Here is a 23,608-nt window from a genome sequence, read left to right as displayed (position 1 = left end):
TTGGTATTCGGACGCCGTTCCTGGGGGGCGTCACGCGTCCAGTGTTTAGGGATCGCATGATGCAGCTGGCCTTTCCTCGTCGTGGCCTCAGCCTGGCCGCCGCCTTCTCCGCCCTGGTGCTCGCCAGTTGCGAGACCCCTGAGCCTGAGCCGCCTCCGCCGCCTCCCCCCCCGCCGCCGCCGCCTGCCCTGGCGCTGAACAGCGGGATTTCAGAGACGGCCTCCATCTATGTGGCCTTCATGCGCGACGTGCGCACGATCGATCCGGCCATAACCAACGCCGCCAATATCGAAGCGATCATCAACCGCGGCGCGGCCTACGAATCAAACCAGCTTTCGCGCGGCATGGTGGCTTACGGCGCGATCCTGGCGCTGCAATCGACCGCTTTCGTAGAGGGCGTTCGCACCTACGCCGTCGATCCGGATCAGCGCCGGCAGGTGATCGAGCGCATCCAGACGGACCCCGCCTACGCCGCCCAGTTGCCGGGCGCGGCTGACGCCGCCGGGCTGGTGGTGGCCACGCTGCGTGAAGACTCCGAGGCCCTGGCCGCGCTCGCTCATATCGTGGCCGAAGACGCCTATACGATTCAGGAGCGCAACGATCCCCGTCGCGGTTGGTCACAGCAGGCCGTGCCGGATCGGGATCTGCGCATCCAGACCGTCCGTCGCCTGTCCGAGGCGCAGATGACGCCCAGCGTCGAGGACGCGACGCGCCTTCTGGCTGCGGCCCATGATGGAAACAGCCTGGGCTTGACCGCAGAAGCGCTGCAACCGCCCTACACCCCCGCCGTGGCTAACTCACTGGCCATCGCAGCGCTGGCGGCGCTCGGCGCGGGCGGCGAGGAATGGCGCGCCCATACGGAGGCCCTGACGCTGGAGCGCAACAGCCAGTTCTGCCTCAGCATGTCCAAGTTGAACCTGTACCAGTGCGTCGCCGCCGCCCGCCCGCATTACGAGCACATCTTCTGCGCCGGACGACATGTTATCGGCGACCTCGCCACCTGCACCGCGGAAGCGATCACGCCCGAGCCCATCGTTCTGCCCACCAGCTTGGCCCAGTCCACGCCGGTGGCGGCGGATGCTGCGGCCACATCCACCGAGGCGATCGAGGACGGGGTCGCTTCTCCCAACTAGGGCCGGTCGGCGCTTCGTCCGGCCTTTCATGGCCAGGCCTGTTGCGCTGGCGGGGCGAAGCGTGTAATGACCCGCGCTCTTGAATTCGAGGGTTTCGACCCCCGCCGCGCGGGCCGTTTTGCGCGGCGGTTTTGTTATTGAGGCGAGCCTGATGGCTGAGATCATTCTGAACGTGGATGTCCGCAAGGACGTTGGAACCGGCAGCGCCCGCTCTGCCCGTCGCGAAGGCTTCGTGCCCGGCGTGCTGTATGGCGGCGGCGAGAAGCCGGTGGCCATCTCGGTCAACGAGAAGGACTTCCGCAAGTCGCTCTACACCGGCAAGCTGCTGGGCCACCTGGTGACGCTGAAGTACGGCAAGGAAACCCAGCCGGTCATCGCCAAGGACGTACAGTTCGACCCCGTGTCGGACCGCCCCATGCACTTCGACCTGATGCGCGTTGACGCCAAGGGCGACGTGAAGATCTCGATCCCGGTTCACTTCAAGAACCAGGACGAGTGCGCCGCCTTCCGTCAGGGCGGCTCGCTGGAGATCGTGCGCCACGAAGTCGAGATCGTCGTCCGCGCCGATCGCATCCCCGAAGAGCTGGTCGTGGACCTGGCCGGCCGCGAGCTGGGCGATTCGATCCGCATGTCGGACATCACCCTGCCCGAAGGCGCCCACGCCACCATCACCGATCGTGACTTCATGATCGCCTCGATCAAGGTCTCCTCCGCCGCCCAGTCGGAAGCCGCCGACGAGGCTGCTGACGCCGCCGCCGAGGAAGAGGCCGCCGAGGTTCCGGCGACCGCCCAGGGCGACGACGCCGGCGAAACGGAAGAGAAGTCGGAAGACTGATCCCCGCCTTCCGGGTTGGAAACTTGAGGCGGCCCCTTCCGGCGACGGAGGGGGCCGTTTCCTTATGTGGGGTAGAGTGAAGCCATGCTGATTCTCGCCGGCCTGGGCAATCCGGGCGACAAGTACCGGAACAACCGCCACAACATCGGCTTCATGGCCGCCGACGCCATCGCGCGCCGCTGGCGGTTCGGGCCCGAGCGGGCCAAGTTCCAGTCCGTGATCTCAGAGGGCGTGATCGAGACACCAAAGGGCGAGGTGCGCGCCCTGCTGATGAAACCCCAGACCTATATGAACGAAAGCGGCCGCGCCGTGGGCGAGGCGGCGCGCTTCTACAAGGTCCCGCCCGGGGACGTGATCGTCTTCCACGACGAGATCGACCTGGCGCCGGGCCGTTTCCGCATGAAGACCGGCGGCGGCGCGGCGGGCCAGAACGGCGTGCGCTCGCTGATCAGCCATCTAGGCCCGGATTTCCGCCGCGCCCGTCTGGGCATCGGCCATCCCGGCGAGAAGCATCTGGTCATGCCCCATGTGCTGGGCGACTTCCACAAGGCGGAGCAGCCGTGGCTCGAGGCGCTGCTGAACGCCGTCGCCGACGCCCTGCCCTTCGCCGCCATGGGCGACGACGAGCGCTATCAGGGCGAGGTCATGCGTCTGGCCCCCGCCCCCAAGTTCAGCCCCCGTCAGGCGGCGCGCGACGCCTAACGCTTGTTCAGCGCCGCCATGAACACCTCGGACGAGCCCTTGCGGCTGGCCTCGGGCTTGATGAACTTCACCGTCTCGAATTCCGCCCGCAGCCGGTTCATCAGATCGCCCAGATCCGCCCCCTGGAAGGCCTTGGTCACGAACGACCCGCCCGGCTGCAGATAGGTGATGGCGAAGTCGGCCGCCGCCTCGATCAGCAGCACGATCTTCATGTGGTCGGTCTTGCGGTGCCCCACGGTGTTGTGGGCCATATCCGACAGCACCAGGTCCGGCGGCCCGCCCAGCAGTTCGATCAGCCGCTCGCCCACGCCGGGATCGGTGAAATCCGCCTCGATCAGTTCCGCGCCGGGAATCGGCTCGATGGGCAGCAGGTCCACACCCGCCACCGCCGTCGCGCCCCGCTTCAGCGCCACCTGCACCCAGCCGCCGGGCGCCGCGCCCAGGTCGATGACCCGCGACCCGGTCTTGATCAGATGCAGCCGGTCATCGATCTCGGTCAGCTTGAACGCCGCACGGCTGCGCCAGCCCTCGGCCCGGGCCTTCTCCGAGAACTTGTCCGCCAGCTGACGCTTGATCCATTCCTGGCTGGACAGCGACTTCTTGTCCGCCGTGCGGATCTTCTGGCCCATGCCGCGTCCGGCGGCGGTCCCGCCGGTGGGCGGGCGCACCATGCGGCGGCGTTCGGGCGGTTTTTCATCCTGGCTCATGAACGCTCCATAGCCCTCACGCGCTTCAACCGCTATGACCCCCGCAAGTTTAGACACGGAGAGCCCGAATGGCCGACACCCTGACCTTCACCCTCGACACCGGCGCCGGCACGGGCGACGTGGTGATCAAGCTGCGCCCCGACCTGGCCCCCGGCCATGTGGAGCGCATCACCGAACTGACCTCCGAGGGCTTCTATGACGGCGTGGTCTTCCACCGCGTCATCCCCGGCTTCATGGCCCAGGGCGGCGACCCCACGGGCACCGGCACCTCCGGCTCGTCCAAGCCCAACCTGAAGGCCGAGTTCAGCAAGGAGCCCCACGTGCGCGGCGTCTGCTCCATGGCCCGCACGGCGAACCCGGACAGCGCCAACAGCCAGTTCTTCATCTGCTTCGACGACGCCACCTTCCTGGACGGCCAGTACACCGTCTGGGGCCAGGTCATCGAGGGCATGGACCACGTGGACGCCCTGCCCAAGGGCGAGCCGCCCCGCGCTCCGGGCAAGATCGTCAAGGCGACGGTGGCCTAGGATCCCGCATCAGGAGAGGCGGTTCAGGCCGCCTCTCCTCGCTCCTTTAGCGGAACTTCCTCAGCCCCCGGGGCCCCTGTCGCCCTGCGGCGGCGCGCTTGCCCAGCCAGTCGCGCCAGTCGGGCCAGTTGCGGCGGCGGTCGCCGCCGTCGCGCCATTCGGGGCCTTCCCCGGCGTCGAACACGGTGATGTCGGCCAGGCCGCCCTGCTTGTAGGTCTGCAGCTTCACGCCCTTGCCGCGCGCCATCTCCGGCAGTTCCTCCAACGGGAAGACGAGGGCCTTGATGTTGTCGCCGATGACCGCCACGTGGTCGCCCGCGATGCGCAAACAGGCGGCCATGTCGCCGTTCAGCACCTGCTTGCCGCCGCGCTTCTGGGCCAGGGCGTCGTCCTCGGGTGTGACGAAGCCATAGCCCGCCTTTGACGCCACCAGCAGCTTCGCGCCCGGCTGGTGCGCCAGCACGTTCACGATGCCCGCGCTTTCGTCCAGATCGATCATCAGGCGTAGCGGCTCGCCGTGCCCGCGCCCGGACGGCAGCTTGTCGGCGCCGAGGGTGAAGATGCGGCCGTCCGACGCCGCCACCAGCAGCTTGTCGGTGGTGAAGGCGGGTACGAGGAAGGCCAGGTCGTCGCCCTCCTTGAACTTCAGCTCGGAGGGATCGTCCACCTTGCCCCGGGCGGCGCGGATCCAGCCGCGCTCGGACAGGATGACGGTGATGGCCTCGCGGGAGATGAAGGCGTCGATGGAGACGTCACTGACGTCGGGCGCATCGCCCATGGTGGTGCGGCGCGGCGAGATCAGGGCCTTGCGCACGTCCTGCAGGCCCAGCGCCAGCAGCTTGGTCTGTTTCGCCGGAGAGGCGATCATGGCCTTCAGACCCGCCAGTTCCTCGGTGAGTTCGTCGAACTCCTTCTGGATGGTCATTTCCTCCAGCCGCGCCAGCTGACGCAGGCGAGTGTCGAGGATGAAGTCGGCCTGCAGCTCGCTCAGGGCGAAGCGTTCGATCAGCCGGGCCTTGGGCTGGTCCTCCTCGCGGACGATGCGGATGACCTCGTCCAGATTGAGGAAGACGATCTTGAGGCCTTCCAGCAGATGCAGCCGTTTTTCAATGCGTTCCTGCCGCCATTGGCCACGGCGGATCAGCACTTCGCGGCGGTGATCGAGGAAGGCGACCAGACAGGCCTTGAGCCCCATGACCCCGGGCGTGCCCGTGGCGTCCAGCACGTTCATGTTGATGGGGAAGCGGACTTCCAGGTCGGAGAGCTTGAACAGGCTCTCCATCAGCACCTCGGGCTCCACCGTGCGCGATTTCGGCTCCAGGATCAGGCGGATGTCCTCGGCGGACTCGTCGCGCACGTCCGCCAGTAGGGGGGCCTTCTTGTTTTCGATCAGGTCGGCCAGGGCCTCGATCAGCTTTGACTTCTGCACCTGATAGGGCATCTCGGTGACGACCACCCGCCACATGCCCCGGCCCAGATCCTCGGTCTCCCAGCGCGCGCGCAGGCGCACCCCGCCCCGCCCCGTCTCATAGGCGTCGAGGATCGAGGCGGCGGACTCCACCGCCACGCCGCCAGTGGGGAAGTCGGGGCCGGGCACGATGGCCACCAGCTCTTCGGTGGTGGTCTCCGGCGCTTCCAGCAGCTTGAGGCAGGCGTCGATCAGCTCGGCGGCGTTGTGGGGCGGGATCGAGGTGGCCATGCCCACGGCGATGCCCGACGAGCCGTTGGCCAGCAGGTTCGGGAACCCGGCGGGCAGGACGATGGGCTCCTCGTCCTGATCGTCATAGGTGGGGCGGAAATCGACCGCGTTCTCGCCGATGCCCTCCAGCAGCAGCTGGGCCGCCGCCGTCAGCTTGCACTCGGTGTAGCGCATGGCCGCGGCGCTATCGCCGTCGATGTTGCCGAAATTGCCCTGCCCGTCCACCAGCGGATAGCGCTGGGCGAAGTCCTGGGCCAGGCGCACCAGCGCCTCATAGATCGAGGCGTCGCCGTGGGGGTGATAGCCGCCCATCACCTCGCCCACCACCTTGGCGCACTTCCGCGCCGCGGCCTGGGGGTTCAGGCGCATCTGGTGCATGGCGTACAGGATGCGCCGGTGCACCGGCTTGAACCCGTCGCGCACGTCCGGCAGCGCCCGGTTGGTGATGGTCGACAGGGCATAGGCCAGGTAGCGGCGGCTGAGCGCCTCGCCCATGGGCTCGTCGACGATGCGGCCGCCCTCGGGCGGCGGAGTGTGAACAGTCATGGGCCGTCGAATCAGGGATGTGGAGCCCGGAGTCTAGCCGAAGTCGGCGGTCGCCTTCAGGAAGCCGGGTATAAGTCGAACATCCGCGCCGCGCCGCGCCCCGTAGCTGAACCATGGCGCAACTCCCGAGGCCCGCATGCTGCTGCTGATCCTGTCCTATTTCGCCGGCGTGCTGACCATTCTCAGCCCCTGCATCCTGCCGGTGCTGCCGTTCGTGTTCGCGCGGGCGCAGCAGCCGTTTCTGACCGGCGGCCTGCCGCTGCTGGCGGGCATGGCCGTGACCTTCGCGGGCGTGGCGACGCTGGCGGCGCTGGGCGGCGGATGGGCGGTGCAGGCCAACGAAATCGGGCGTTGGGTCGCCCTGGCGGTGATGGCGGTGCTGGGTCTGACCCTGCTGATCCCCGCGCTGGCTGACCGGCTGACCCGGCCGCTGGTGGCGCTGGGCGGGCGACTGAGCGAGGCGGCGGGCGCTGAAGGCGGCGGACAGGGCGGCCGCATCGGCGCCTCGGTGCTGCTGGGCGTGGCTACGGGCCTGCTGTGGGCGCCGTGCGCGGGGCCGATCCTGGGGCTGGTCCTGACCGGCGCGGCTCTGCAAGGCGCCAGCGTGGGCACCACCCTGCTGCTGCTGGCCTACGCCGCCGGCGCCGCCACCTCGCTGGCCCTGGCCTTGCTGGCTGGCGGCCGGGTGTTCAAGGCCATGAAGGGCTCGCTGGGCGCCACGGAGTGGGTGCGCCGGGGTCTGGGCGCGGCGGTGCTGGTCGGCGTGGTGCTGATCGCGGCGGGGCTGGACACCGGCCTGCTGACCCGGCTGTCGGCGGGCTCCACCAGCCGCATCGAGCAGGGCCTGCTGGAGATGGGCGGGCGCGGCCCGCTGAACGCGGAGCGGGCGCCGCTGGACGCCCTGCCCATCATCGGCCCCATGCCTTCGCTGGACGGCGCGACCCAGTGGCTGAACGGCGAGCCGCTGACCGCCGAGGACCTGCGCGGCAAGGTCGTGCTGATCGATTTCTGGACCTATTCCTGCATCAACTGCGTGCGGACCGTCCCATATGTGCGGGCGTGGGCGGAGCAATACCGGGATGACGGGCTGGTGGTGATCGGCGTGCACACGCCCGAGTTCGCCTTCGAGAAGTCCGAGGGCAATGTGCGGGCGGCCATCGAGCGCATGGGCATCGACTATCCCGTGGCCATGGACAACGACTACAGCATCTGGCGCGCCTTCCAGAACCGCTACTGGCCCGCCCACTACTTCATCGATGCCGAGGGTAACATTCGCTACACCCACTTCGGCGAGGGCGGCTACGAGCACTCCGAACGGGTCATCCAACAGCTGCTGCGCGAGGCCGGTCAGATGGTGTCGGGCCAACTGGTGGACGTGCGCGCCGAGGGCGTCGAGGCGGCGGGCGACCTGCGCAACGTGGACACGCGCGAGACCTATGTGGGCTATGGCCGGGCCGAGAATTTCGCCTCGCCGGGCGGCTTCCTGCGGGATCAGGCGAAGACCTATGAAGGCGGAGAACCGGCCCTGAACGACTGGGTGCTGAACGGTCGCTGGACCGTGACGCGCGAGCACGCTGCGCTTCAGGACGCCGGCGGGCGCCTGACCATGCGGTTCCGGGCGCGAGACCTGCATCTGGTCATGGCGCCGGGCGACGACGGCCGCCCCGTTCGTTTCCGCGTCACCCTGGACGGCGAGGCGCCCGGCCGCGCGGCGGGCGTGGATATCGACGCCGAGGGCTATGGTCAGATCACCGAAGATACGCTGTATCAGCTGATCCGGCATGACCGCGCCCGCGAGCGGACATTCGAGATCGAGTTCCTCGACCCCGGCGCCCGCGTCTTCGCCTTCACCTTCGGCTAAATCTTCACGCTCCTACCGCTCACCCCAGCGAAGGCTGGGGTCCAGATCACAAAGAGCGGACAGATGGATGAAGGGCGCGCCTTCGCCGGAGTCGACCGAGCCCGCCATCTGGACCCCAGCCTTCGCTGGGGTGAGCGGCTGAAGATTGTCCCAGGCCAGGCTCTAGACGTCGAAATCCAGCCCGAACTGGGCGTACAGAGCCTTTGAGTCCTGCCACTTCGGATCGACCTTGACCGTGATGAACAGGTGGACCGGACGGTCCATCAGTTCGGTCAGCTCCTCACGCGCCTTCTGGCCGATCCATTTCAGGGTCTGGCCGCCCTTGCCCAGAATGATGGGCCGCTGGCTGTCGCGCTCCACATAGACGGTCTGTTCGATGCGCGCCGAGCCGTCCGGCTTCTCCTCGAAGGCGGTGGTCTCCACGGCGGCCGAATAGGGCAGTTCCTCGTGCACGCGCAGGTAAAGCTTCTCGCGGGTGATCTCGGCGGCCAGCACGCGCAGGGGCACGTCGGCGCTCTGCTCCTCGGGATACAGCCACACGCCTTCCGGCATCAGGGCCGCCAGACGGGCTTTCAGATCGTCCACGCCCGAGCCGTCCGCGGCCGAGATCATGAACACCTCGGAATAGACGCCCAGTTCAAACAGCTCCTGCGACACGCCCAGCATGGCGTCACGGCGCACGCCGTCGATCTTGTTCAGGGCCAGGATGGCCGTGGCGCCGGTGGCCTTGAGGTTCTCGGCGATGGCGCGCGTGTCCTCGATCTGGCGGTGGTCGGCGGCGGAGCCTTCGCGGGCGGCCACGGCGATCTCGGCGGCCACGTCCACCAGATGCACCACGGCGTCGGCGTCCTGGGCCCCGCCCCAGGCCGAGGCGACCATAGCCCGGTCCAGACGGCGGCGCGGCTTGAAGATGCCGGGGGTGTCCACCAGCACGATCTGGCTGGCCCCGTCGATGGCGATGCCCCGGACGGGGAAGCGCGTGGTCTGCACCTTCTGGGTGACGATGGAGACCTTCGACCCCGTCAGCCGGTTCACCAGCGTGGACTTGCCGGCGTTGGGCGCGCCGATGATGGCGGCGAAGCCCGCGCGGGGGGTGGGTGCAGTCTCGGTCAAATGACGCCTTCTCGGTTCAACAGGGCGACAGCGGCCGCCTTCTCCGCCTCCTGACGTGAACGCCCCTGCGCGGTCAAGGGTTCGAGGCCCTCGATCGACACCTGCACGGTGAATGTGGGGGCGTGGTCGGAGCCGGTGCGCTTGACGACTTCATAGGACGGCAGGGGCCGTCCTTGCGCCTGCGACCATTCCTGAAGCGCGGATTTGGGGTTGGCCAGGCGGGGCGCGGCGGGGGCCGCCAGCTCATCGGCCCAGGCGCGCTCGAACACCGCGCGAGCGGCGTCCATGCCGCCGTCCAGCCACACGGCGGCCAGAACCGCCTCCATGGCGTCGGCCACGATGCCGTCCTTGCGCCGCCCGCCGGTCTTGGTCTCGCCGGGCGACAGCCGCAGGGCCGCGCCCAGATTCAGCCGGTGGCCAACGCGGGCGCAGGCGGCCTTGTCCACCAGACTGTGCAGGCGCGACGACAGCTGGCCCTCGTCGGCCTCGGGAAAGTCGCGGCACAGGCGGTCGGCCACCAGCAGGCCCAGCACCCGGTCGCCCAGGAACTCCATGCGCTGATTGTCCGGCACGGGCTTGCCGTGGGGCATGCCCCCCTCCCCCACGCTGGCGTGGGTCAGGGCGCGGTCCAGCAGGGCGCGGTCGGAAAAATCGTGGCCGAGGCGGCGCTGAAGCTCTGCGACCGCCTCGGTTCGGGCGTTCATGGGATCAGTTCAGTCCGTTGAAGAAACGGCTGGGCCGCAGATTGGCGAACCAGCTCACCGGATTCCACAGCGAGGCGCCGGGCTCCCACGAGAACAGGACGATCTGGGCCTTGCCGACCAGATTCTCCTCCGGCACCAGCCCCACGTCAGCGCGGCTGTCGATGGAGTTGTCGCGGTTGTCGCCCATCATGAAGTAGTAGCCCTCGGGCACCTCGAACACCTGGGTGTCGTCAAGATCGAAGCCGCGGCCGAAGTCCTGGATGCGGAAGGTGCGGCCCTCGGGCAGGGTCTCATCCACCTGGGCCGCGTCCATGGGGCCAAAGGGGCCGTCGATACGCAGCGATCCGGCGGGGACGTTCTCCAGCGCCTGGCCGTTGATGTGCAGCTGTCCGCCGATCATCTGGATGCGGTCGCCGGGCAGGCCGATGACCCGCTTGATGTAGTCGGTGCGGTTGTCCTGGGGCAGCTTGAACACCACCACGTCGCCGCGATCCGGCTGGGAGCCGAAGATGCGGCCCTCGAACAGCGGCGGGCTCCACGGCAGGGAGTGGCGGCTGTAACCATAGTTCCACTTGGACACGACGATGTAGTCGCCCTCGTAGAGGTTCGGCTCCATGGACGCGGACGGAATGGTGAAGGGCTGGAACAGCAGCACCCGCAGCACCAGGGCGATGGCCAGGGCGTAGACGATGGTCTTGATGATCTCGACCGTCTCGTTCTGGGGCTTCTTGGTTTTCACGGGCTTTCCCTGAGAGCGCGCGGGACGATCCACGGGTTCGTCGTCGAAGGGCGCGTCGCCCTTGTCGCTCCAGATGGGGCGCGGCGGGGTCTGGCTGGTCCCCGAAACGGCGGAGACGGTGGTCGCGCCGGCGGCGGCCGCGGCCATCATGGCCTGATCGGTGGTTTCCGGCGCGGCGGGATCGTCGGCAGGGACGTGCTCATCGGCCGTGGGCTCGGCGGGCGGCTGTGTTTCGGCCAGCTCCGGCGCGGCGGCGGTTTCAGCCTCGTCGGTCGCGGGCTGTTCGACGTCGGGCGCATCAGGCGCGATGGCGGCGTCTTCGTCCCGGTCCGGCTTTTCTTTGTCTGTCATCGGATTTCACGCCCATCCCCGCCGCTTGACGCGGTCGTTCAGGCGCCTTCGGTAATGGTTGACGGGGTTGCGGGCAAGGCTTCGATCACCACGAACGCCAGGGCGTAGGGGTGTTCATCAGACAGCGTCAGATGGATTCGCGGTTCGTGACCCGGCGGCGTCAGGCGCGCCAGATGGTCCGCCGCATGGCCGGTCAGGGCCAGGGTCGGCTGGCCCGAGGGCAGATTCACCACCCCCATGTCGCGCCAGTAGACGTCGCGCCGCATGCCGGTGCCCAGCGCCTTGGCGCAGGCCTCCTTGGCCGCGAACCGCTTGGCGTAGCTCCAGGACGCATCGGGCTTGCGGTCCGAACGGGTGCGCTCCAGCTCGGTGAAGCAGCGTCGCTTGAAGCGGTCGCCGAACCGCTCCAGCGACGCCTCGATGCGGCGGATGTCGCACAGGTCCGCGCCCACGCCGATGATCACAGGCCTCGCGCCTCGTCCATCAGGTTCCGCATCCGCGCGATGGCGGGCGCCAGACCCTCGAAAATGGCCTCCCCGATCAGGAAATGGCCGATGTTCAGCTCCACCACCTCGGGAATGGCCGCGATGGGCGTGACGGTATCGTAGTCGATGCCGTGACCGGCGTGGACCTCCAACCCCAGCGCCGCAGCCTGAGCCGCCCCCGCCCGCAGGGCGGCCAGCTCAGCGTCGGCCTCCTCCACACGGCCCTCGCGGAAGGCGTCGCAATAGGCGCCGGTGTGCAACTCGACCACTGCGGCGCCCGTGCGATGGGCGGCGGCGATCTGGTCAGGGTCGGGCCCGATGAACAGGGACACTCGCGAGCCGGCGTCATTCAGCTGGGCCACGAAGGGCGTGATCCAGTTGTGGCCGCCCACCACGTCCAGCCCGCCCTCGGTGGTGCGCTCCTCGCGCTTTTCGGGCACCAGACAGACGGCGCGCGGGCGATGGTGCAGGGCGATGGCCAGCATCTCCTGGGTCACCGCCATTTCCAGATTGAGCGGCCGCGCCTGCTCCCGCAGCAACTCGGTCAGGCTGTCGATATCGCTGTCCGAGATATGGCGGCGATCCTCGCGCAGGTGGGCGGTGATGCCGTCCGCCCCCGCCTCCAGCGCCTCACGCGCCGCGCGCACGGGGTCCGGATGGACGCCGCCCCGTGCATTCCGCACAGTGGCCACATGGTCGATGTTGACGCCCAGGCGGACCCGCTCGGCCATCCCTCATTCTCCTCGCCCGATGCGGGCCATGTCTCTTCAGTCCGGCGCGCGCGCGGACTCTTTCAAGCTTTCGCCAGACGGCGGCTGCCCGGATCCTCGACCGGCAGCGCGGCCAGCTCGGGCGGCAGGGCGTCGGCGGGATAGGCGGGCACGTCCAGGGTGGCCAGGGCGATCAGGGGCACGCCCACGTCGGCGCGGCCGCCCGAGCGATCCACGATACAGGCGGCGGCGACCACCTCGCCCCCCGCCTTCTGGATGGCGGCGATGCATTCGCGGGACGACAGGCCGGTGGTGACGATATCCTCGACCATCACGACCTTTTCGCCCGGCTCCACCGAAAAGCCCCGGCGCAGGCGGAACTCGCCGCCCTCGCGCTCCACATACATGGACGGCACGCCCAGATGCCGCGCGGTTTCATAACCGGGGATGATGCCGCCCACGGCGGGCGAGATGGCCACGTCCACCGGGCCCACGGCGGCCGTCACCTTCTCCGCCAGCGCCTTGCACAGGCGGGCGCAGCGGTCGGCGTTCATGAACACCAGGTTCTTTTGCAGGAACACCGGGCTGTGCAGGCCGGATGACAACACGAAATGGCCTTCGCGCAGGGCGCCGGCGGCTCGGAATTCTTCAAGGACGTCGTCGGAGGTCATGGATAGCGGACCTAAGCCGCCCGCGCCGGTTCGGCAAGAGCCGCGCTCAGCCCCGCGCCCGCTCCACCGTGTCGACGCTGGGGTTGGCGCGCAGGGCGGCGATGATCTGGGTGGCGTGGCGTGCGTCGGCCACTTCCACGTCAATCTCCATGTCGAAGAAGTCCTGCTGACGGTGTGTCATGTTCAGGTTCAGGATGTTGCCCCCGGCCTCCCCGATGACGGTGGCCACCTGACCCAGCACGCCCGGCGCGTTGCGCATGGTGGCGACCAGACGGGTGGAGGCCACCGCATCCTGCTCCGCCTGGGGCGTCCACTGCAGGTCGGTCCAGACCGTATCGTCGTCGGCGAACTCCGCCAGGGTGTTGCAGTCGATGGTGTGGACCGTCAGCCCCTTGTCCGGCTCGATGATGCCGACGATGCGGTCGCCCGGCACCGGCGAGCAGCAGGCGCCGAAATGGATGCTGACCCCGGGGCGCAGGCCGCCGCCGCGCACGTAGAGGCGAGCGTCCGACCCGCTTTCGATGCGTTTTTTCTCGACAGGGTCCGGCCCGGCGTCCTTCAGCTTGGGGAACAGGACGCCGACCACGCGGGCCGCCTTCACCTGTCCCCGCCCGATCTGTTCGAACAGATCGTCCTCGGTCTCGATAGCCAGGGTTTCCAGCGCCGGCTTCACGGTGATGTCCCGCAGCGCCTTGTCCACGCGGGCCAGGGCCTGCTCCAGCGTCGCGCGGCCCAGCTTCTGGAACTCTTCCCGCTCAGACAGGCGGATGTGGCGACGGATGGCCGAGCGGGCGCGACCGGTGACGGTCAGGGAGCGCCAGTCGGACGGAATATCGGGCTTGGCGCCGCGGATGATCTCCACCACGTCGCCGTTCTGCAGCGGCGTGCGCATGGGCTTGAGCTCGCCGTTGATCTTCACGCCCACGGCGCTGTCCCCCACCTCGGTGTGGACGGCGTAGGCGAAATCCAGCGCCATGGCGCCGCGCGGCAGGGTGATCAACGATCCCTTGGGCGTGAACACGAAGACCTGATCCAGGTACATCTCCAGCTTGGCGTGCTCGACCCAGTCCTCGCCGCCCTCGCCGTGCTCGATCACCTGCACCAGATGGCGCAGGGTCAGCAGGGGGTCGCGACCGCCGCCCTCCTCCATGGCTTCGCGGTCGAAGCCGTAGGACTTGTTCTTGTAGCGCCAGTGGGCGGCCACGCCCTCTTCCGCCACCCGGTCCATGGCCTCGGTGCGGATCTGCATCTCGATACGCAGGCCCGACGGACCGACCACAGTGGTGTGAAGGCTGCGATAGTTGTTGGCCTTGGGCGTGGAGATCAGATCCTTGAACCGCTCGGGCACCATGGGCCAGGCCCGGTGGATGACGCCCAGGGCGCGGTAGCAGTCGTCTTCCGCCTGAACGATCACCCGGAAACCGTAGATGTCTGAGAGGGCCGAAAAGCCCAGCGCCTTGCGCTGCAGCTTGCGCCAGATGGAATACGGCGTCTTCTCGCGGCCGAACACGCGGGCCTTGATGCCCGCCTCCTCCAGCACGGTCTGAACCTCGCGGGCCACCTTCTGCACCGCCTGGCCGTGTTCGAGCCTGAGCGCCTCCAGCCGCCGCTCGATGGCGGTGCGGGCCGTGGGGTTCAGGTGTTCGAAAGCCAGTTCCTCGAGCTCGGATGCGATGCGGTGGATGCCGATGGACCGGCCCAGCGGGGCATAGACCTCAAGCGTCTCACGGCTGATACGCTCGCGCTTCTCGGGCTTCACGAACTCCAGGGTGCGCATGTTGTGCAGACGGTCGGCCAGCTTGACCAGCAGCACCCGCACGTCCTTGGAGATGGCCAGGATGAATTTGCGCAGGTTCTCGGCCTGGCGCGTGTGCTCGGCCTGAAGCTCCAGTCGCGACAGCTTGGTGACGCCCTCCACCAGAACGGCCACCTCTTCGCCGAACATGGCGGCGATGTCGTCGCGAGTGGCTGAGGTGTCTTCCACCACATCATGCAGAAGAGCGGTGACGATGGTGGCCGTGTCCAGGCGATAGTCGGTCAGAATGCCCGCCACCTGGATCGGATGGGCGAAATAAGGATCGCCCGAGGCCCGCAACTGCGAGCCGTGCATCTTCATCGCATAGACATAGGCCCGGTTCAGCAGACCCTCGTCGGCGGTGGGGTCATAGGCCTTGACCGCATCCACCAGTTCGAACTGGCGCATGACACGCGAACGGGCCGCGGCGGGTTTCGTCTCGCCCGCCACGGCCCGTTCAGAAGTTACAGCATCAGGAACCGGCGTGGACGCCTGTGGCCGCGCCGGGGAAATAAGGACTCCGTCGGCTGGCGCGGGCGTCAGTAGCGATCCTCCTGGCCGCCGTCACGGTCGCTCTGCAGGGCGCGGATCAGCTCCTGCTCGGCCATGTTCATGTGCTGGGGTTCAGCCAGCAGGGCCACGGTCTCGGCCTCGTCCTCGGCTTCGGTGCGCTCATCCACGCGTTGCAGCGTGGTGATGAGGTTTTCCTGCAGATCATCAGGAACCACGGTGTCGTCGGCCAGCTCGCGAAGGGCCACGACGGGGTTCTTGTCGTTGTCGCGGTCGATGGTCAGGGCGGCGCCGTTCGAGATGCCGCGCGCGCGGTGACCGGCCAGCAGGACCAGTCCAAAGCGGTTCGGAACCTTCTCGATGCAGTCTTCGACGGTGACGCGGGCCATGAATATCCTCGGAGGGGCTTGGGGAGAACAGGGGAAAATAGAGGGTTCGGCGTGATTGTGCAACGCCAAACAAGCGATGCGGGACGTCCGTTCTGGCGCTAGCGTACGACCAGATACCCATGCAGCCGCACAGAAATGAGCAGCCGATCATCAGGGGCTGGGCCTTCCTGATGGAAATCCACCCGAATATTTCGAATACTCCGCACCGCATAGCGTCGCAGATCGGGTTCTGGCGGGTCCTGCTCGGCGGTATCGCAGTCGACCAGCCTTCCCCGTTCATCGATCCGGCAATCCAGGGTGACCGTGAAAACGCCCGTCAGGCTTCCGGGCAGCGATACGGCTGACAAACGGCTCGCCGATGTGAAGCGGACGCTCTGGTCCGCAACGTCCCATGTTTGATGCCCCGTCGGCGGGGTCGAGCCGGGTTCCTGAAAAAGTACGAGCAACGAGGCCAGCCCAAGGATCGAACCGATCACGTCACGGCTCCCATGGGTCTGGCGTCCGTGCCGACCTTGCAGCCTTCGGCGAGCGTCTTCGCCGTCCTGGCCGCCGTCGGGTGCCGCCACTCAGGCGCAATTTCCGCAAGCGGCCCCATCACGAACAGGCGTTCGGCCGCGCGGGGGTGCGGCAGGATCAGGCCGTCCAGATCGCCGTTGAGACGGCCATAGGCAATCAGGTCCAGATCCAGGGTGCGCGGCGCGTTGATCCGACCGCGCTCGCGTCCGAACACTTCCTCCACCCGCCCCAGCGTCGCCATCAGGGCGTGGGGGTCATGGGCGGTGGCGACGACGGCGACCCCGTTGACGAAGGGCGGGTCCGACGGATCAGGCCAGGCGGCCGAGCGCCACCACGAGGACAGCGCCAGCACATCGACGCCTTCTGCGCGGAAACGGGCGATCGCGGCCTCCAGCAGTTCGACGCACGATGGCCAAACCCCCTTGTCATTCGAGCCCAGTGCGATCACCACTGAATCGTCGCCGTCGATGCGGATGTCCGGGTTGACGGACGGCTCCATATTTTGCGGATTTTCAGTCATGCATTTCTATCCGACGGATCGCATCGCGCTGTTCATCGACGGCGCCAATCTGTACTCGACTGCCAAGTCCCTCAACGTGGACATGGACTTCAAAAAGCTGATCGAGTTCTTCCGGTCAAATGGCGTGCTGGTCCGCGCCTATTATTACACGGCGATTGTCGAGGGCGAAGAATATTCGCCGATCCGGCCGCTGGTGGACTGGCTGGACTACAACGGCTTCACCATGGTGACCAAGCCGGTCAAGCGCTACACGGACTCGTCCGGCCACACCCGCACCAAGGGCAACATGGACGTGGAGATCGCCGTGGACATGCTGACCCTGGCGCCGACCATCGATCATGCGGTGTTGTTCTCCGGCGACGGCGATTTCCGCCGTCTGGTGGAGGCCGTACAGGACAAGGGCGTGCGGGTCAGCGTCGTGTCCACCCTCAAGAGCCAGCCGCCCCAGGCCGCCGACGAATTGCGCCGCGCGGCGGACCAGTTCGTGGACCTGTCCGATCTGATGGACGTCTTCGGAAGGCCGAGCCGCGAGGCATGAAGGCTCTGACACCCGAACCGCCCGCAAAATGCCCCCTGTGTCCCCGCCTGGTCGAATACCGGGCCGAGAACGAGGCCGCGCATCCTGACTGGTTCAACGGCGCCGCGCCGTCCTTCGGCGACCCCGAGGCGCGCCTGCTGGTGGTCGGCCTGGCGCCCGGCCGCACAGGCGCCAACCGCACGGGGCGGCCATTCACCGGCGATCACGCGGGCTGGCTGCTGTACGACACCCTGCTCAAGACCGGGTTCGCGCGCGGGGAATATGACGCTCGGCCCGACGACGGCCTGCAACTGGTCGACTGCATGATCACAAACGCCGTGCGTTGCGCCCCGCCGGGCAACAAGCCCTTGCCGATCGAGGAAAAGACCTGCCGCCCGTTCCTGATCGACCGGCTGGCCGCCCTGCCCCGGCTCCAGGTCATCGTCACCCTCGGCGACGTGTCGCGGCGAAATGTGCTGAAGACCCTCGGCCTCCCGGCCTCTGCGGCGCCGGCGGGTCACGGCGTTGAGGCCGACCTCGGCCCTTATCGCCTGATCAACAGCTACCATTGCTCGCGCCTCAACACGAACACGGGACGCCTGACCCCGGCCATGTTCGAGGACATCTTCAGGCGCGCGCGAGCCGTCCTCACCGACTGAATCGTGGACAGAACACCGGGGCTGATGCACGATCATTCGGCAAGCTCATGGAGTCCGCTATGATCGCCGCACTTCTAGCCTCCCTCGCGCTTTCCCAGTCGGCTCCGGTTGAAACGCTCAACCAGCCGCCGGTCGACCTTTCGGAAGTGGTCATTGAGGGACGGCGGCTCGAGGATCTGACCGAGGATTTCGTTCGCGAGGTGGCGGCGCCCTCCGCCGGACGGGGTCTGGCGCGATGGCGCGACGGGGTCTGCGTGGGCGTCGTCAATCTGCGCGCCGAACATGCCCAATACATCGCCGATCGCGTCTCCACCGTCGCCGAGGACATGGGCCTGAGAGCGGGCCAGCCGGGCTGCCATCCCTCCATCGTCATCGTGGCCGCCACGGATGCGAACGCCTTCACCGAGGAGTTCATCGACATGCGACCGCGCCTGTTCCGCGTGGGCGGTTCGGGAATGGATCGGGGACGCGCTGCGTTCGAGCGGTTTCGCACCACCGAACGTCCGGTGCGGTGGTGGGTGGTCAGCGCGCCGGTGGATGATGACACCGGCCGGATCGCGGTGCGCACCTTCGGCCACGTCAGCGGAAACGGCGTCGGTCCGCTCAGCGTCATGCAGTACGCGCCGCAAATCCGGGTGCGCAATGTCTCGAACCTCAGCACCCAGATCGTCAACGACACCAAGCGCGCCTTCATTATCGTAGATGTCGATCGCATCCAGGACGTCTCCCTGACACAGCTGGCGGACTACATCGCCATGGTCGCCCTGGCCCAGATCGATCCCGACGCGGACACCAGCGCCTATCGATCGGTGCTGAACCTGTTCGAGGATCCGGAGCAGACGCCCGGACTGACCCAATGGGATCTCGCCTATCTCGAGGGGCTCTACAGCGCCCAGCGCACGAACAGGCACCTGGCCACCAACGCCCGGGAGATCACCAGCTCGATCATGCGCGCGCACCGCACTCTGATTTCAGAGGATCAGGACGCCGCGCCCGAATAGACCGCACCCTCCTCGCTGTGTTTGTTCGGCAACGCCCCCAGGCGATCGTCAGGAACAAGAGGCATCGCCTGGAACACGAATCAGGCGTTCTCCGTTGAAGTCCCGCTGAGGGAGCAACGGATATGACCAGCAAACAGAGAACTTTCACCCGCAAGGAAAAGCGCGTCGCCCTGACCGCATTGGCTGTGGCCGTCGTGGTGGTTGCGGCGATGACCTTGCTGAACCCCCGCCCGCATCTGGGCGCCTATGAGACCAGCGGCGGCTTCGACGCCCCCGCAGGCGTGATGGACGCCCGCCCCATCGGCGCGGCCTGAGCCGGCTGTCAGCCCTTGTCGCGCAGCAGGCGGGCCTTGTCCCGCTGCCAGTCGCGCTCGGCGACCGCTTCGCGCTTGTCGTGGATCTTCTTGCCCTTGGCCAAGGCGATCTCCAGCTTGGCCATGCCGCGCTCGTTCAGATACAGCCGCACGGGAATAATGGTGCGGCCCTCACGCTGGACGGCGCCGATCAGCTTGTCGATCTGCTTCCTGTGCAGCAGCAGCTTCCGGTGACGGCGCGGCTCGTGGTTGAAGCGGTTGGCCTGTTTGTAGGGCGGAATGTCGGCGTTCACGAGGACGATTTCTCGCCCCTCCACCGCCGCATAAGACTCCGCGATATTGGCCCGTCCGTCGCGCAAAGCCTTGATCTCGGTCCCCAGCAGGGCGATGCCCGCCTCCATGTTGTCTTCGAGAAAATAGTCGAAGCGCGCGCGCCGGTTCTCAGCGATGGTTTTGGCCTTGCTCTCCGCCATCAGATCAGGCCCGCCGTGCGCATGGCCTCGTCGATGGCCGGCTTCACCGCGTCATTGCACGGGACCAGCGGCAGACGCAGGTCCTCGCCGCACAGGCCCAGCCGCGCCAGGGCGTACTTCGTCGGCGCCGGCGAGGAATCCAGGAACAGGGCGCGGTGCAGGGCGATCAGACGATCCTGCCACAGGCGCGCGCTTTCCAGATCGCCGCTCATGACCGCGTCATACAGGGCCACCATGCCCTCGGGCGCCACATTCGACGTAACCGAGATCACCCCGTGACCGCCGTGCGCCATGTAGCCGAGCCAGCTGGGGTCGTCCCCGGAAATCAGGGCGAAACCGTCCATGGCCGGGGCCGCGCGCATGCGGCTGATCCGGCCCATGTCGCCGGTGGCGTCCTTGATCCCGACGATGTTGGGATGACCCGCCAGCCGCTCCACCGTCTCGTTGGCCAGATTCACGCCGGTGCGACCCGGCACGTTATAGAGCAGAACCGGCAACTGCACCGCCTCGGCCACGGCGTGGAAATGCTGGAACAGGCCTTCCTGGCTGGGACGATTGTAATAGGGCGTGACGACCAGGGCGCCGTCCGCGCCCACCGCCTTGGCGTGCCGGGCCAGGTCGATGGCCTTGTCCGTGGCCGAGGCGCCGGCGCCGGCGATGACGCGCACACGCCCGGCGGCGACGTTCACGCACAGTTCAACCACCCTGTGATGCTCTTCGGGATGCAGGGTCGCGCTCTCGCCCGTGGTGCCCATGGGCACCAGGCCATGCACGCCGGCGGCGATCTGACGCTCCACCAGGGCGGTGAAGGCGGCTTCGTCCACCTTTCCGTCACGAAGAGGTGTGATCAGGGCGGTGATGACGCCCTTGAACAGGGGAGCAGTCATGTCGGATAGCAGTCCAGGGCGTGAAAACGGGGCGACGAGCGCCTTGAAGGACAACGGGAATAGGTCGCCAAGGCGGCGACCGCAACACTGATGATTGGACCAGGACTTATCATGTTCGCACAGCTGATCGCCGTTATGCTCGCCTCCAGCATGACGCAACCGGTGCCCTACGAGCAGGTCGCTGGCCAGGGTTCGCAGACGCGGACCTATCAGGGCGCCGCCTCCATCAGCGCCGAAGACATGGCCCTGTTCCGTGAGGGGCTGTCCGCCGCCCGGGCCCAGGACGTGGTCCGCGCCCAGGACGCCGCCGCCCGCATCAGCGACCCGGTCGCCCGCAAGCTGGTCGAGTGGGCCCTGATCGACACGGCGGGCGATCAGCTCAGCTACGCCGCCCTGGCCGCCGCCAACGTCAGCATGGCCGACTGGCCCCGCTATGAAAGCCGCCGCGCCCACGCCGAGGTCGCGCTGGAACGCGCAGCCATGCCGGCCGACGTGGTGATGTCCTTCTTCGGCCAGACCCAGCCCACGACCGCCCAGGGCGCGTTGGCTATGGCCGGCGCGCTGGAACAGAACGGCCGCGCCGAGGAAGCCCGCACCCTGATCCGCACCTGGTGGCGCGACCAGTCGTTCGAGGCGCCTGAGCAGCAGCGCATGCTGGACCGCTTCGGCCGCTATCTGACCCAGGACGACCATGACGCGCGCCTGTCCATGCTACTGCTCGGGCCGCACGGTCCGGCCACGAACCAGATGGTGACTCTGGCCTCGCCGGAGCGCCGCGCCGTCGCCAATGCTCACATGGCCCTTCGCGGCGCCTACGCGCCCGACACCATCGTGGCGGGCCTGACTATGCAGCAAGCGATCGATCCGGGCGTGGTGCTGGAGCGGGTGCGAATCCTGCGCTCCCAGAACCGCCAGTCCGAGGCCTTCGCCCTGCTGCAGTACCTGCCGCCGGCGCCGACCCATTCCAGCGGCCAGTCGACCTTGTGGAGCGAGCGCCGCAACTACTTCCTCGACGCCCTGCAGATGCGCAACTGGCAGGCCTCCTATCATTCCATGGCCGGCCACGGCTTCGAGAGCGGCGAGCGGGCGGTGGACGCCGAGTTCTTCGCCGGCTGGGTCGCCCTGACCAAGCTGAACGATCCGGCCACCGCAGCACGCCACTTCGAGGCGCTGCGCCAGATGTCGTCGACCCCCATCACCCAGGGCCGCGCCCTGTACTGGCTGGGCCGCGCAGCCGAGGCCGCCGGCGATGCGCAGGGCGCCCAGGGCTGGTATGAGCAGGGCGCTCAGCACATCCAGAGCTTCTACGGCCAGCTGGCCGCCGAGAAGGCGGGCCAGACCACCATCACCCTGCCGGGCGACCCGGAGCCCACCGACGCCGACCGCGCGCGGTTCGAGGGGCTGGAGCTGGTGCGCGCGGCGCGTATCGTCGCTGATGCCAACGAGATCGGCCTGTACAACACCTTCGTCTATCACGCCGACGACGTGGTCGAGGGGCCCATGGAGCTGGCCCAGCTGATCGACATGTCGCGCGGCTATGGCGAGTGGTTCACCTCCATGATGATCGGCCGGGCAGCCAGCCAGCGCGGCTATCTGATGCCCGAGCGCCAGTATCCGGTTCAGATCCCCACCGCCGTGCCGGGCGCCGCGCCCATCGAGTTCACCCTGGGCATCACCCGTCAGGAAAGCAGCTTCACCCCCCGCATCGAGTCCCACGCCGGGGCGCGCGGCATGATGCAGTTCCTGCCCTCCACCGCCTCGGGCGTGGCGCGCCGCATGGGCCTGCCCTACAGCCCCGAGCGCCTGTGGGAGGCCGACTACAACATGCAGCTGGGCAGCTATCACCTGCAGGAGCTGGCCGACCGGTTCGGCGGCTCGTGGCTGCTGGCGGCCATCGGCTATAACGCTGGGCCGGGCCGTCCCGACCAGTGGGTCGCGCGCTGCGGCGACCCGCGCGGCGCCATGACCTCGCCGCCGGACTTCATCGAGTGCACCCCCTTCACCGAGACGCGCAACTACATGATGCGGGTGATGGAGAACGTGCAGATCTACCGCGCCCGCCTGAACGGCGGCACGGGCGAGCTGCGCCTGTCCGAGGATCTGGCGCGCGGGACCGGCTATCGCTCCGGCCCCCAGCCCTATCAACCGCAGTAGCGGTCCGCGTCCGGTCGGAAGGGCGTGGCTCGCGCCCTTCCATCAACCCGCATCGACGGGCGCCTTGGCGCGAGTACAGTTCTCCTGCACCGTCACCGCGCATTGCCTTACGCGGCGACAGGCCGCTATGCGTAGTGAAACGAAACCCAGGAGACGCCCGTGGCCATTCCCGCTTCGCTGGACAAGAACCTCACCCTCCCCGTCATCGCCGCGCCCATGTTCCTGGTCTCCGGCCCGGACCTGGTGGTGGAGACGTGCAACGCCGGCATGATCGGCACCTTCCCCTCCCTGAACCAGCGCACCACCGAAGGCTATCGGGACTGGCTGGTGGAGATCAAGGAACGGCTGAAGCCCGACGCCGCGCCCTTCGGCGTCAACCACATCGTCCACCCCACCAATCCCCGCCTTATGGCCGACATGATGGTGTCGGTGGAGCATCAGGTGCCGCTGATTATCACCTCCCTGGGCGCTGTGCGTGACGTGGTGGACGCGGTGCACGGCTATGGCGGCGTGGTGTTCCACGACATCGCCAATGTGCGTCATGCGCGAAAGGCGGCGGAGGCGGGCGTCGACGGCCTGATTCTGGTGGCCAACGGGGCCGGCGGCCACGCGGGGGTGGTCAACCCCTTCGCCCTGGTCAACGAGGTGCGCTCCTTCTTCGACGGAACCATCATTCTGTCGGGCTGTTTGTCCACGGGCCAGGACGTGGCCGCCGCCCTGATGATGGGCGCCGACTTCGCCTATATGGGCACCCGTTTCATCGCCACGACCGAGAGCATGGCCCAGCCCGAGTACAAGCAGATGATCGTGGACTCCGGCGCCTCCGACGTCACCTACACTCCGGCCGTCTCGGGCATTCCCGCCAACTTCCTGACACCGTCTCTGGTCGCCAACGGCATCGATCCCAAGTCCCTGCCCGAGCACAAGCTGGACATGGGCGAGGAGGCGCGGGCCTGGAAGACGGTCTGGTCCGCCGGTCAGGGCGCGGGCGGCGTGCGTGACGTTCCGACCACAGCCGAACTTGTCCGTAGGCTGAATGATGAATTTGTATCGGCTTGTGATAAATTCGTCAGAAAGCGGAGTTAATGGC

At 67.8% G+C, this 23,608-nt stretch carries 25 protein-coding genes; 11 read left to right on the top strand and 14 right to left on the bottom strand.

Features of this window, described 5'->3' with window-relative positions:
* The first annotated feature begins 56 nt into the window (after positions 1-56).
* The 3 genes from ACI8U3_RS11535 (at position 57) to pth (ending at position 2,670) form a co-directional block, all read left to right on the top strand.
* Entirely contained in the window at positions 57-1,133 is a 1,077-nt protein-coding gene (locus ACI8U3_RS11535; protein ID WP_415015021.1) for a hypothetical protein, read from the top strand.
* 151 nt (positions 1,134-1,284) lie between these two features.
* On the top strand, positions 1,285-1,968 hold the full coding sequence (locus tag ACI8U3_RS11530; protein ID WP_415015020.1) for a 50S ribosomal protein L25/general stress protein Ctc: 684 nt from the start codon (positions 1,285-1,287) through the stop codon (positions 1,966-1,968).
* 84 nt (positions 1,969-2,052) lie between these two features.
* On the top strand, positions 2,053-2,670 hold the full coding sequence (gene pth / locus ACI8U3_RS11525; RefSeq protein ID WP_415015019.1) for an aminoacyl-tRNA hydrolase: 618 nt from the start codon (positions 2,053-2,055) through the stop codon (positions 2,668-2,670).
* Here the strand turns inward: pth and ACI8U3_RS11520 are convergent.
* Positions 2,667-3,377, bottom strand: coding sequence for an RlmE family RNA methyltransferase (locus ACI8U3_RS11520; protein WP_415015018.1), 711 nt, complete (start codon positions 3,375-3,377; stop codon positions 2,667-2,669). The two genes, pth and ACI8U3_RS11520, sit on opposite strands and share 4 nt — an antisense overlap.
* A gap of 68 nt (positions 3,378-3,445) precedes the next feature.
* Between ACI8U3_RS11520 and ACI8U3_RS11515 the strand changes: the two genes are divergently transcribed.
* On the top strand, positions 3,446-3,904 hold the full coding sequence (locus tag ACI8U3_RS11515) for a peptidylprolyl isomerase (RefSeq protein ID WP_415015017.1): 459 nt from the start codon (positions 3,446-3,448) through the stop codon (positions 3,902-3,904).
* A 46-nt stretch (positions 3,905-3,950) separates the two neighbouring features.
* Here ACI8U3_RS11515 and parC read toward each other — a convergent pair whose 3' ends face one another.
* Complete coding sequence (gene parC, locus ACI8U3_RS11510; RefSeq protein WP_415015016.1) at positions 3,951-6,149, bottom strand: DNA topoisomerase IV subunit A; 2,199 nt, start codon at positions 6,147-6,149, stop codon at positions 3,951-3,953.
* Positions 6,150-6,285: 136 nt separating this feature from the next.
* On the opposite strand from parC, the gene ACI8U3_RS11505 reads away from it, so the two are divergent.
* Complete coding sequence (locus ACI8U3_RS11505; RefSeq protein ID WP_415015015.1) at positions 6,286-8,010, top strand: cytochrome c biogenesis protein DipZ; 1,725 nt, start codon at positions 6,286-6,288, stop codon at positions 8,008-8,010.
* 162 nt (positions 8,011-8,172) lie between these two features.
* Here the strand turns inward: ACI8U3_RS11505 and era are convergent, their stop codons facing one another.
* From era to folK, 10 genes are all read right to left on the bottom strand, one after another.
* Entirely contained in the window at positions 8,173-9,123 is a 951-nt protein-coding gene (era, locus tag ACI8U3_RS11500; RefSeq protein ID WP_415015014.1) for a GTPase Era, read from the bottom strand.
* Positions 9,120-9,827, bottom strand: a complete 708-nt coding sequence (rnc, locus tag ACI8U3_RS11495) for a ribonuclease III (RefSeq protein WP_415015013.1) — start codon at positions 9,825-9,827, stop codon at positions 9,120-9,122. The genes era and rnc overlap by 4 nt, the downstream gene beginning before the upstream one ends.
* A 4-nt stretch (positions 9,828-9,831) precedes the next feature.
* A complete protein-coding gene (lepB, locus tag ACI8U3_RS11490) occupies positions 9,832-10,716 on the bottom strand; it encodes a signal peptidase I (RefSeq protein WP_415015034.1) in 885 nt (294 codons plus the stop codon).
* A gap of 239 nt (positions 10,717-10,955) precedes the next feature.
* A complete protein-coding gene (gene acpS / locus ACI8U3_RS11485; RefSeq protein ID WP_415015012.1) occupies positions 10,956-11,381 on the bottom strand; it encodes a holo-ACP synthase in 426 nt (141 codons plus the stop codon).
* Positions 11,378-12,133: a pyridoxine 5'-phosphate synthase gene (locus ACI8U3_RS11480; RefSeq protein WP_415015011.1), complete on the bottom strand. Its 756-nt coding sequence runs from the start codon at positions 12,131-12,133 to the stop codon at positions 11,378-11,380. The genes acpS and ACI8U3_RS11480 overlap by 4 nt, the downstream gene beginning before the upstream one ends.
* 62 nt (positions 12,134-12,195) lie before the next feature.
* Positions 12,196-12,783: an orotate phosphoribosyltransferase gene (pyrE, locus tag ACI8U3_RS11475; protein ID WP_415015010.1), complete on the bottom strand. Its 588-nt coding sequence runs from the start codon at positions 12,781-12,783 to the stop codon at positions 12,196-12,198.
* 46 nt (positions 12,784-12,829) lie between these two features.
* The gene (locus ACI8U3_RS11470; protein WP_415015009.1) at positions 12,830-14,986 is read right to left on the bottom strand and encodes a RelA/SpoT family protein; all 2,157 of its coding nucleotides are present in this window, start codon (positions 14,984-14,986) and stop codon (positions 12,830-12,832) included.
* Between the two features lie 131 nt (positions 14,987-15,117).
* Positions 15,118-15,477 (bottom strand): DNA-directed RNA polymerase subunit omega, encoded by a 360-nt coding sequence (gene rpoZ, locus ACI8U3_RS11465; RefSeq protein ID WP_021698448.1) that lies wholly within the window; start codon positions 15,475-15,477, stop codon positions 15,118-15,120.
* Between the two features lie 98 nt (positions 15,478-15,575).
* Entirely contained in the window at positions 15,576-15,953 is a 378-nt protein-coding gene (locus tag ACI8U3_RS11460; protein WP_415015008.1) for a hypothetical protein, read from the bottom strand.
* On the bottom strand, positions 15,950-16,513 hold the full coding sequence (gene folK, locus ACI8U3_RS11455; protein ID WP_415015007.1) for a 2-amino-4-hydroxy-6-hydroxymethyldihydropteridine diphosphokinase: 564 nt from the start codon (positions 16,511-16,513) through the stop codon (positions 15,950-15,952). Before folK ends, ACI8U3_RS11460 begins: the two co-directional genes overlap by 4 nt.
* On the opposite strand from folK, the gene ACI8U3_RS11450 reads away from it, so the two are divergent.
* The 4 genes from ACI8U3_RS11450 (at position 16,512) to ACI8U3_RS11435 (ending at position 19,004) form a co-directional block, all read left to right on the top strand.
* Entirely contained in the window at positions 16,512-17,051 is a 540-nt protein-coding gene (locus ACI8U3_RS11450; RefSeq protein WP_415015006.1) for an NYN domain-containing protein, read from the top strand. The genes folK and ACI8U3_RS11450 overlap by 2 nt on opposite strands.
* Positions 17,048-17,689, top strand: coding sequence for a uracil-DNA glycosylase (locus ACI8U3_RS11445; protein ID WP_415015005.1), 642 nt, complete (start codon positions 17,048-17,050; stop codon positions 17,687-17,689). The genes ACI8U3_RS11450 and ACI8U3_RS11445 overlap by 4 nt, the downstream gene beginning before the upstream one ends.
* A 59-nt stretch (positions 17,690-17,748) precedes the next feature.
* Positions 17,749-18,690, top strand: coding sequence for a hypothetical protein (locus ACI8U3_RS11440; protein WP_415015004.1), 942 nt, complete (start codon positions 17,749-17,751; stop codon positions 18,688-18,690).
* A 122-nt stretch (positions 18,691-18,812) separates the two neighbouring features.
* On the top strand, positions 18,813-19,004 hold the full coding sequence (locus ACI8U3_RS11435) for a hypothetical protein (RefSeq protein WP_415015003.1): 192 nt from the start codon (positions 18,813-18,815) through the stop codon (positions 19,002-19,004).
* A gap of 8 nt (positions 19,005-19,012) precedes the next feature.
* Here ACI8U3_RS11435 and smpB read toward each other — a convergent pair whose 3' ends face one another.
* Positions 19,013-19,477, bottom strand: coding sequence for an SsrA-binding protein SmpB (gene smpB / locus ACI8U3_RS11430; RefSeq protein WP_415015002.1), 465 nt, complete (start codon positions 19,475-19,477; stop codon positions 19,013-19,015).
* Positions 19,477-20,364, bottom strand: coding sequence for a 4-hydroxy-tetrahydrodipicolinate synthase (dapA, locus tag ACI8U3_RS11425; protein WP_415015001.1), 888 nt, complete (start codon positions 20,362-20,364; stop codon positions 19,477-19,479). The genes smpB and dapA overlap by 1 nt, the downstream gene beginning before the upstream one ends.
* A gap of 111 nt (positions 20,365-20,475) precedes the next feature.
* Between dapA and ACI8U3_RS11420 the strand changes: the two genes are divergently transcribed.
* Positions 20,476-22,518 carry a transglycosylase SLT domain-containing protein gene (locus ACI8U3_RS11420; protein ID WP_415015000.1) on the top strand — a complete coding sequence of 681 codons (2,043 nt, stop codon included), beginning with the start codon at positions 20,476-20,478 and terminating at the stop codon, positions 22,516-22,518.
* 159 nt (positions 22,519-22,677) lie between these two features.
* The gene (locus ACI8U3_RS11415; protein WP_415014999.1) at positions 22,678-23,604 is read left to right on the top strand and encodes an NAD(P)H-dependent flavin oxidoreductase; all 927 of its coding nucleotides are present in this window, start codon (positions 22,678-22,680) and stop codon (positions 23,602-23,604) included.
* Positions 23,605-23,608 lie beyond the last annotated feature (4 nt).

This window comes from Brevundimonas sp. (assembly GCF_047617075.1).
In the GTDB taxonomy this organism is placed as follows: Bacteria; Pseudomonadota; Alphaproteobacteria; order Caulobacterales; family Caulobacteraceae; genus Brevundimonas.
This window is presented reverse-complemented; position numbering and strand designations above follow the sequence as displayed.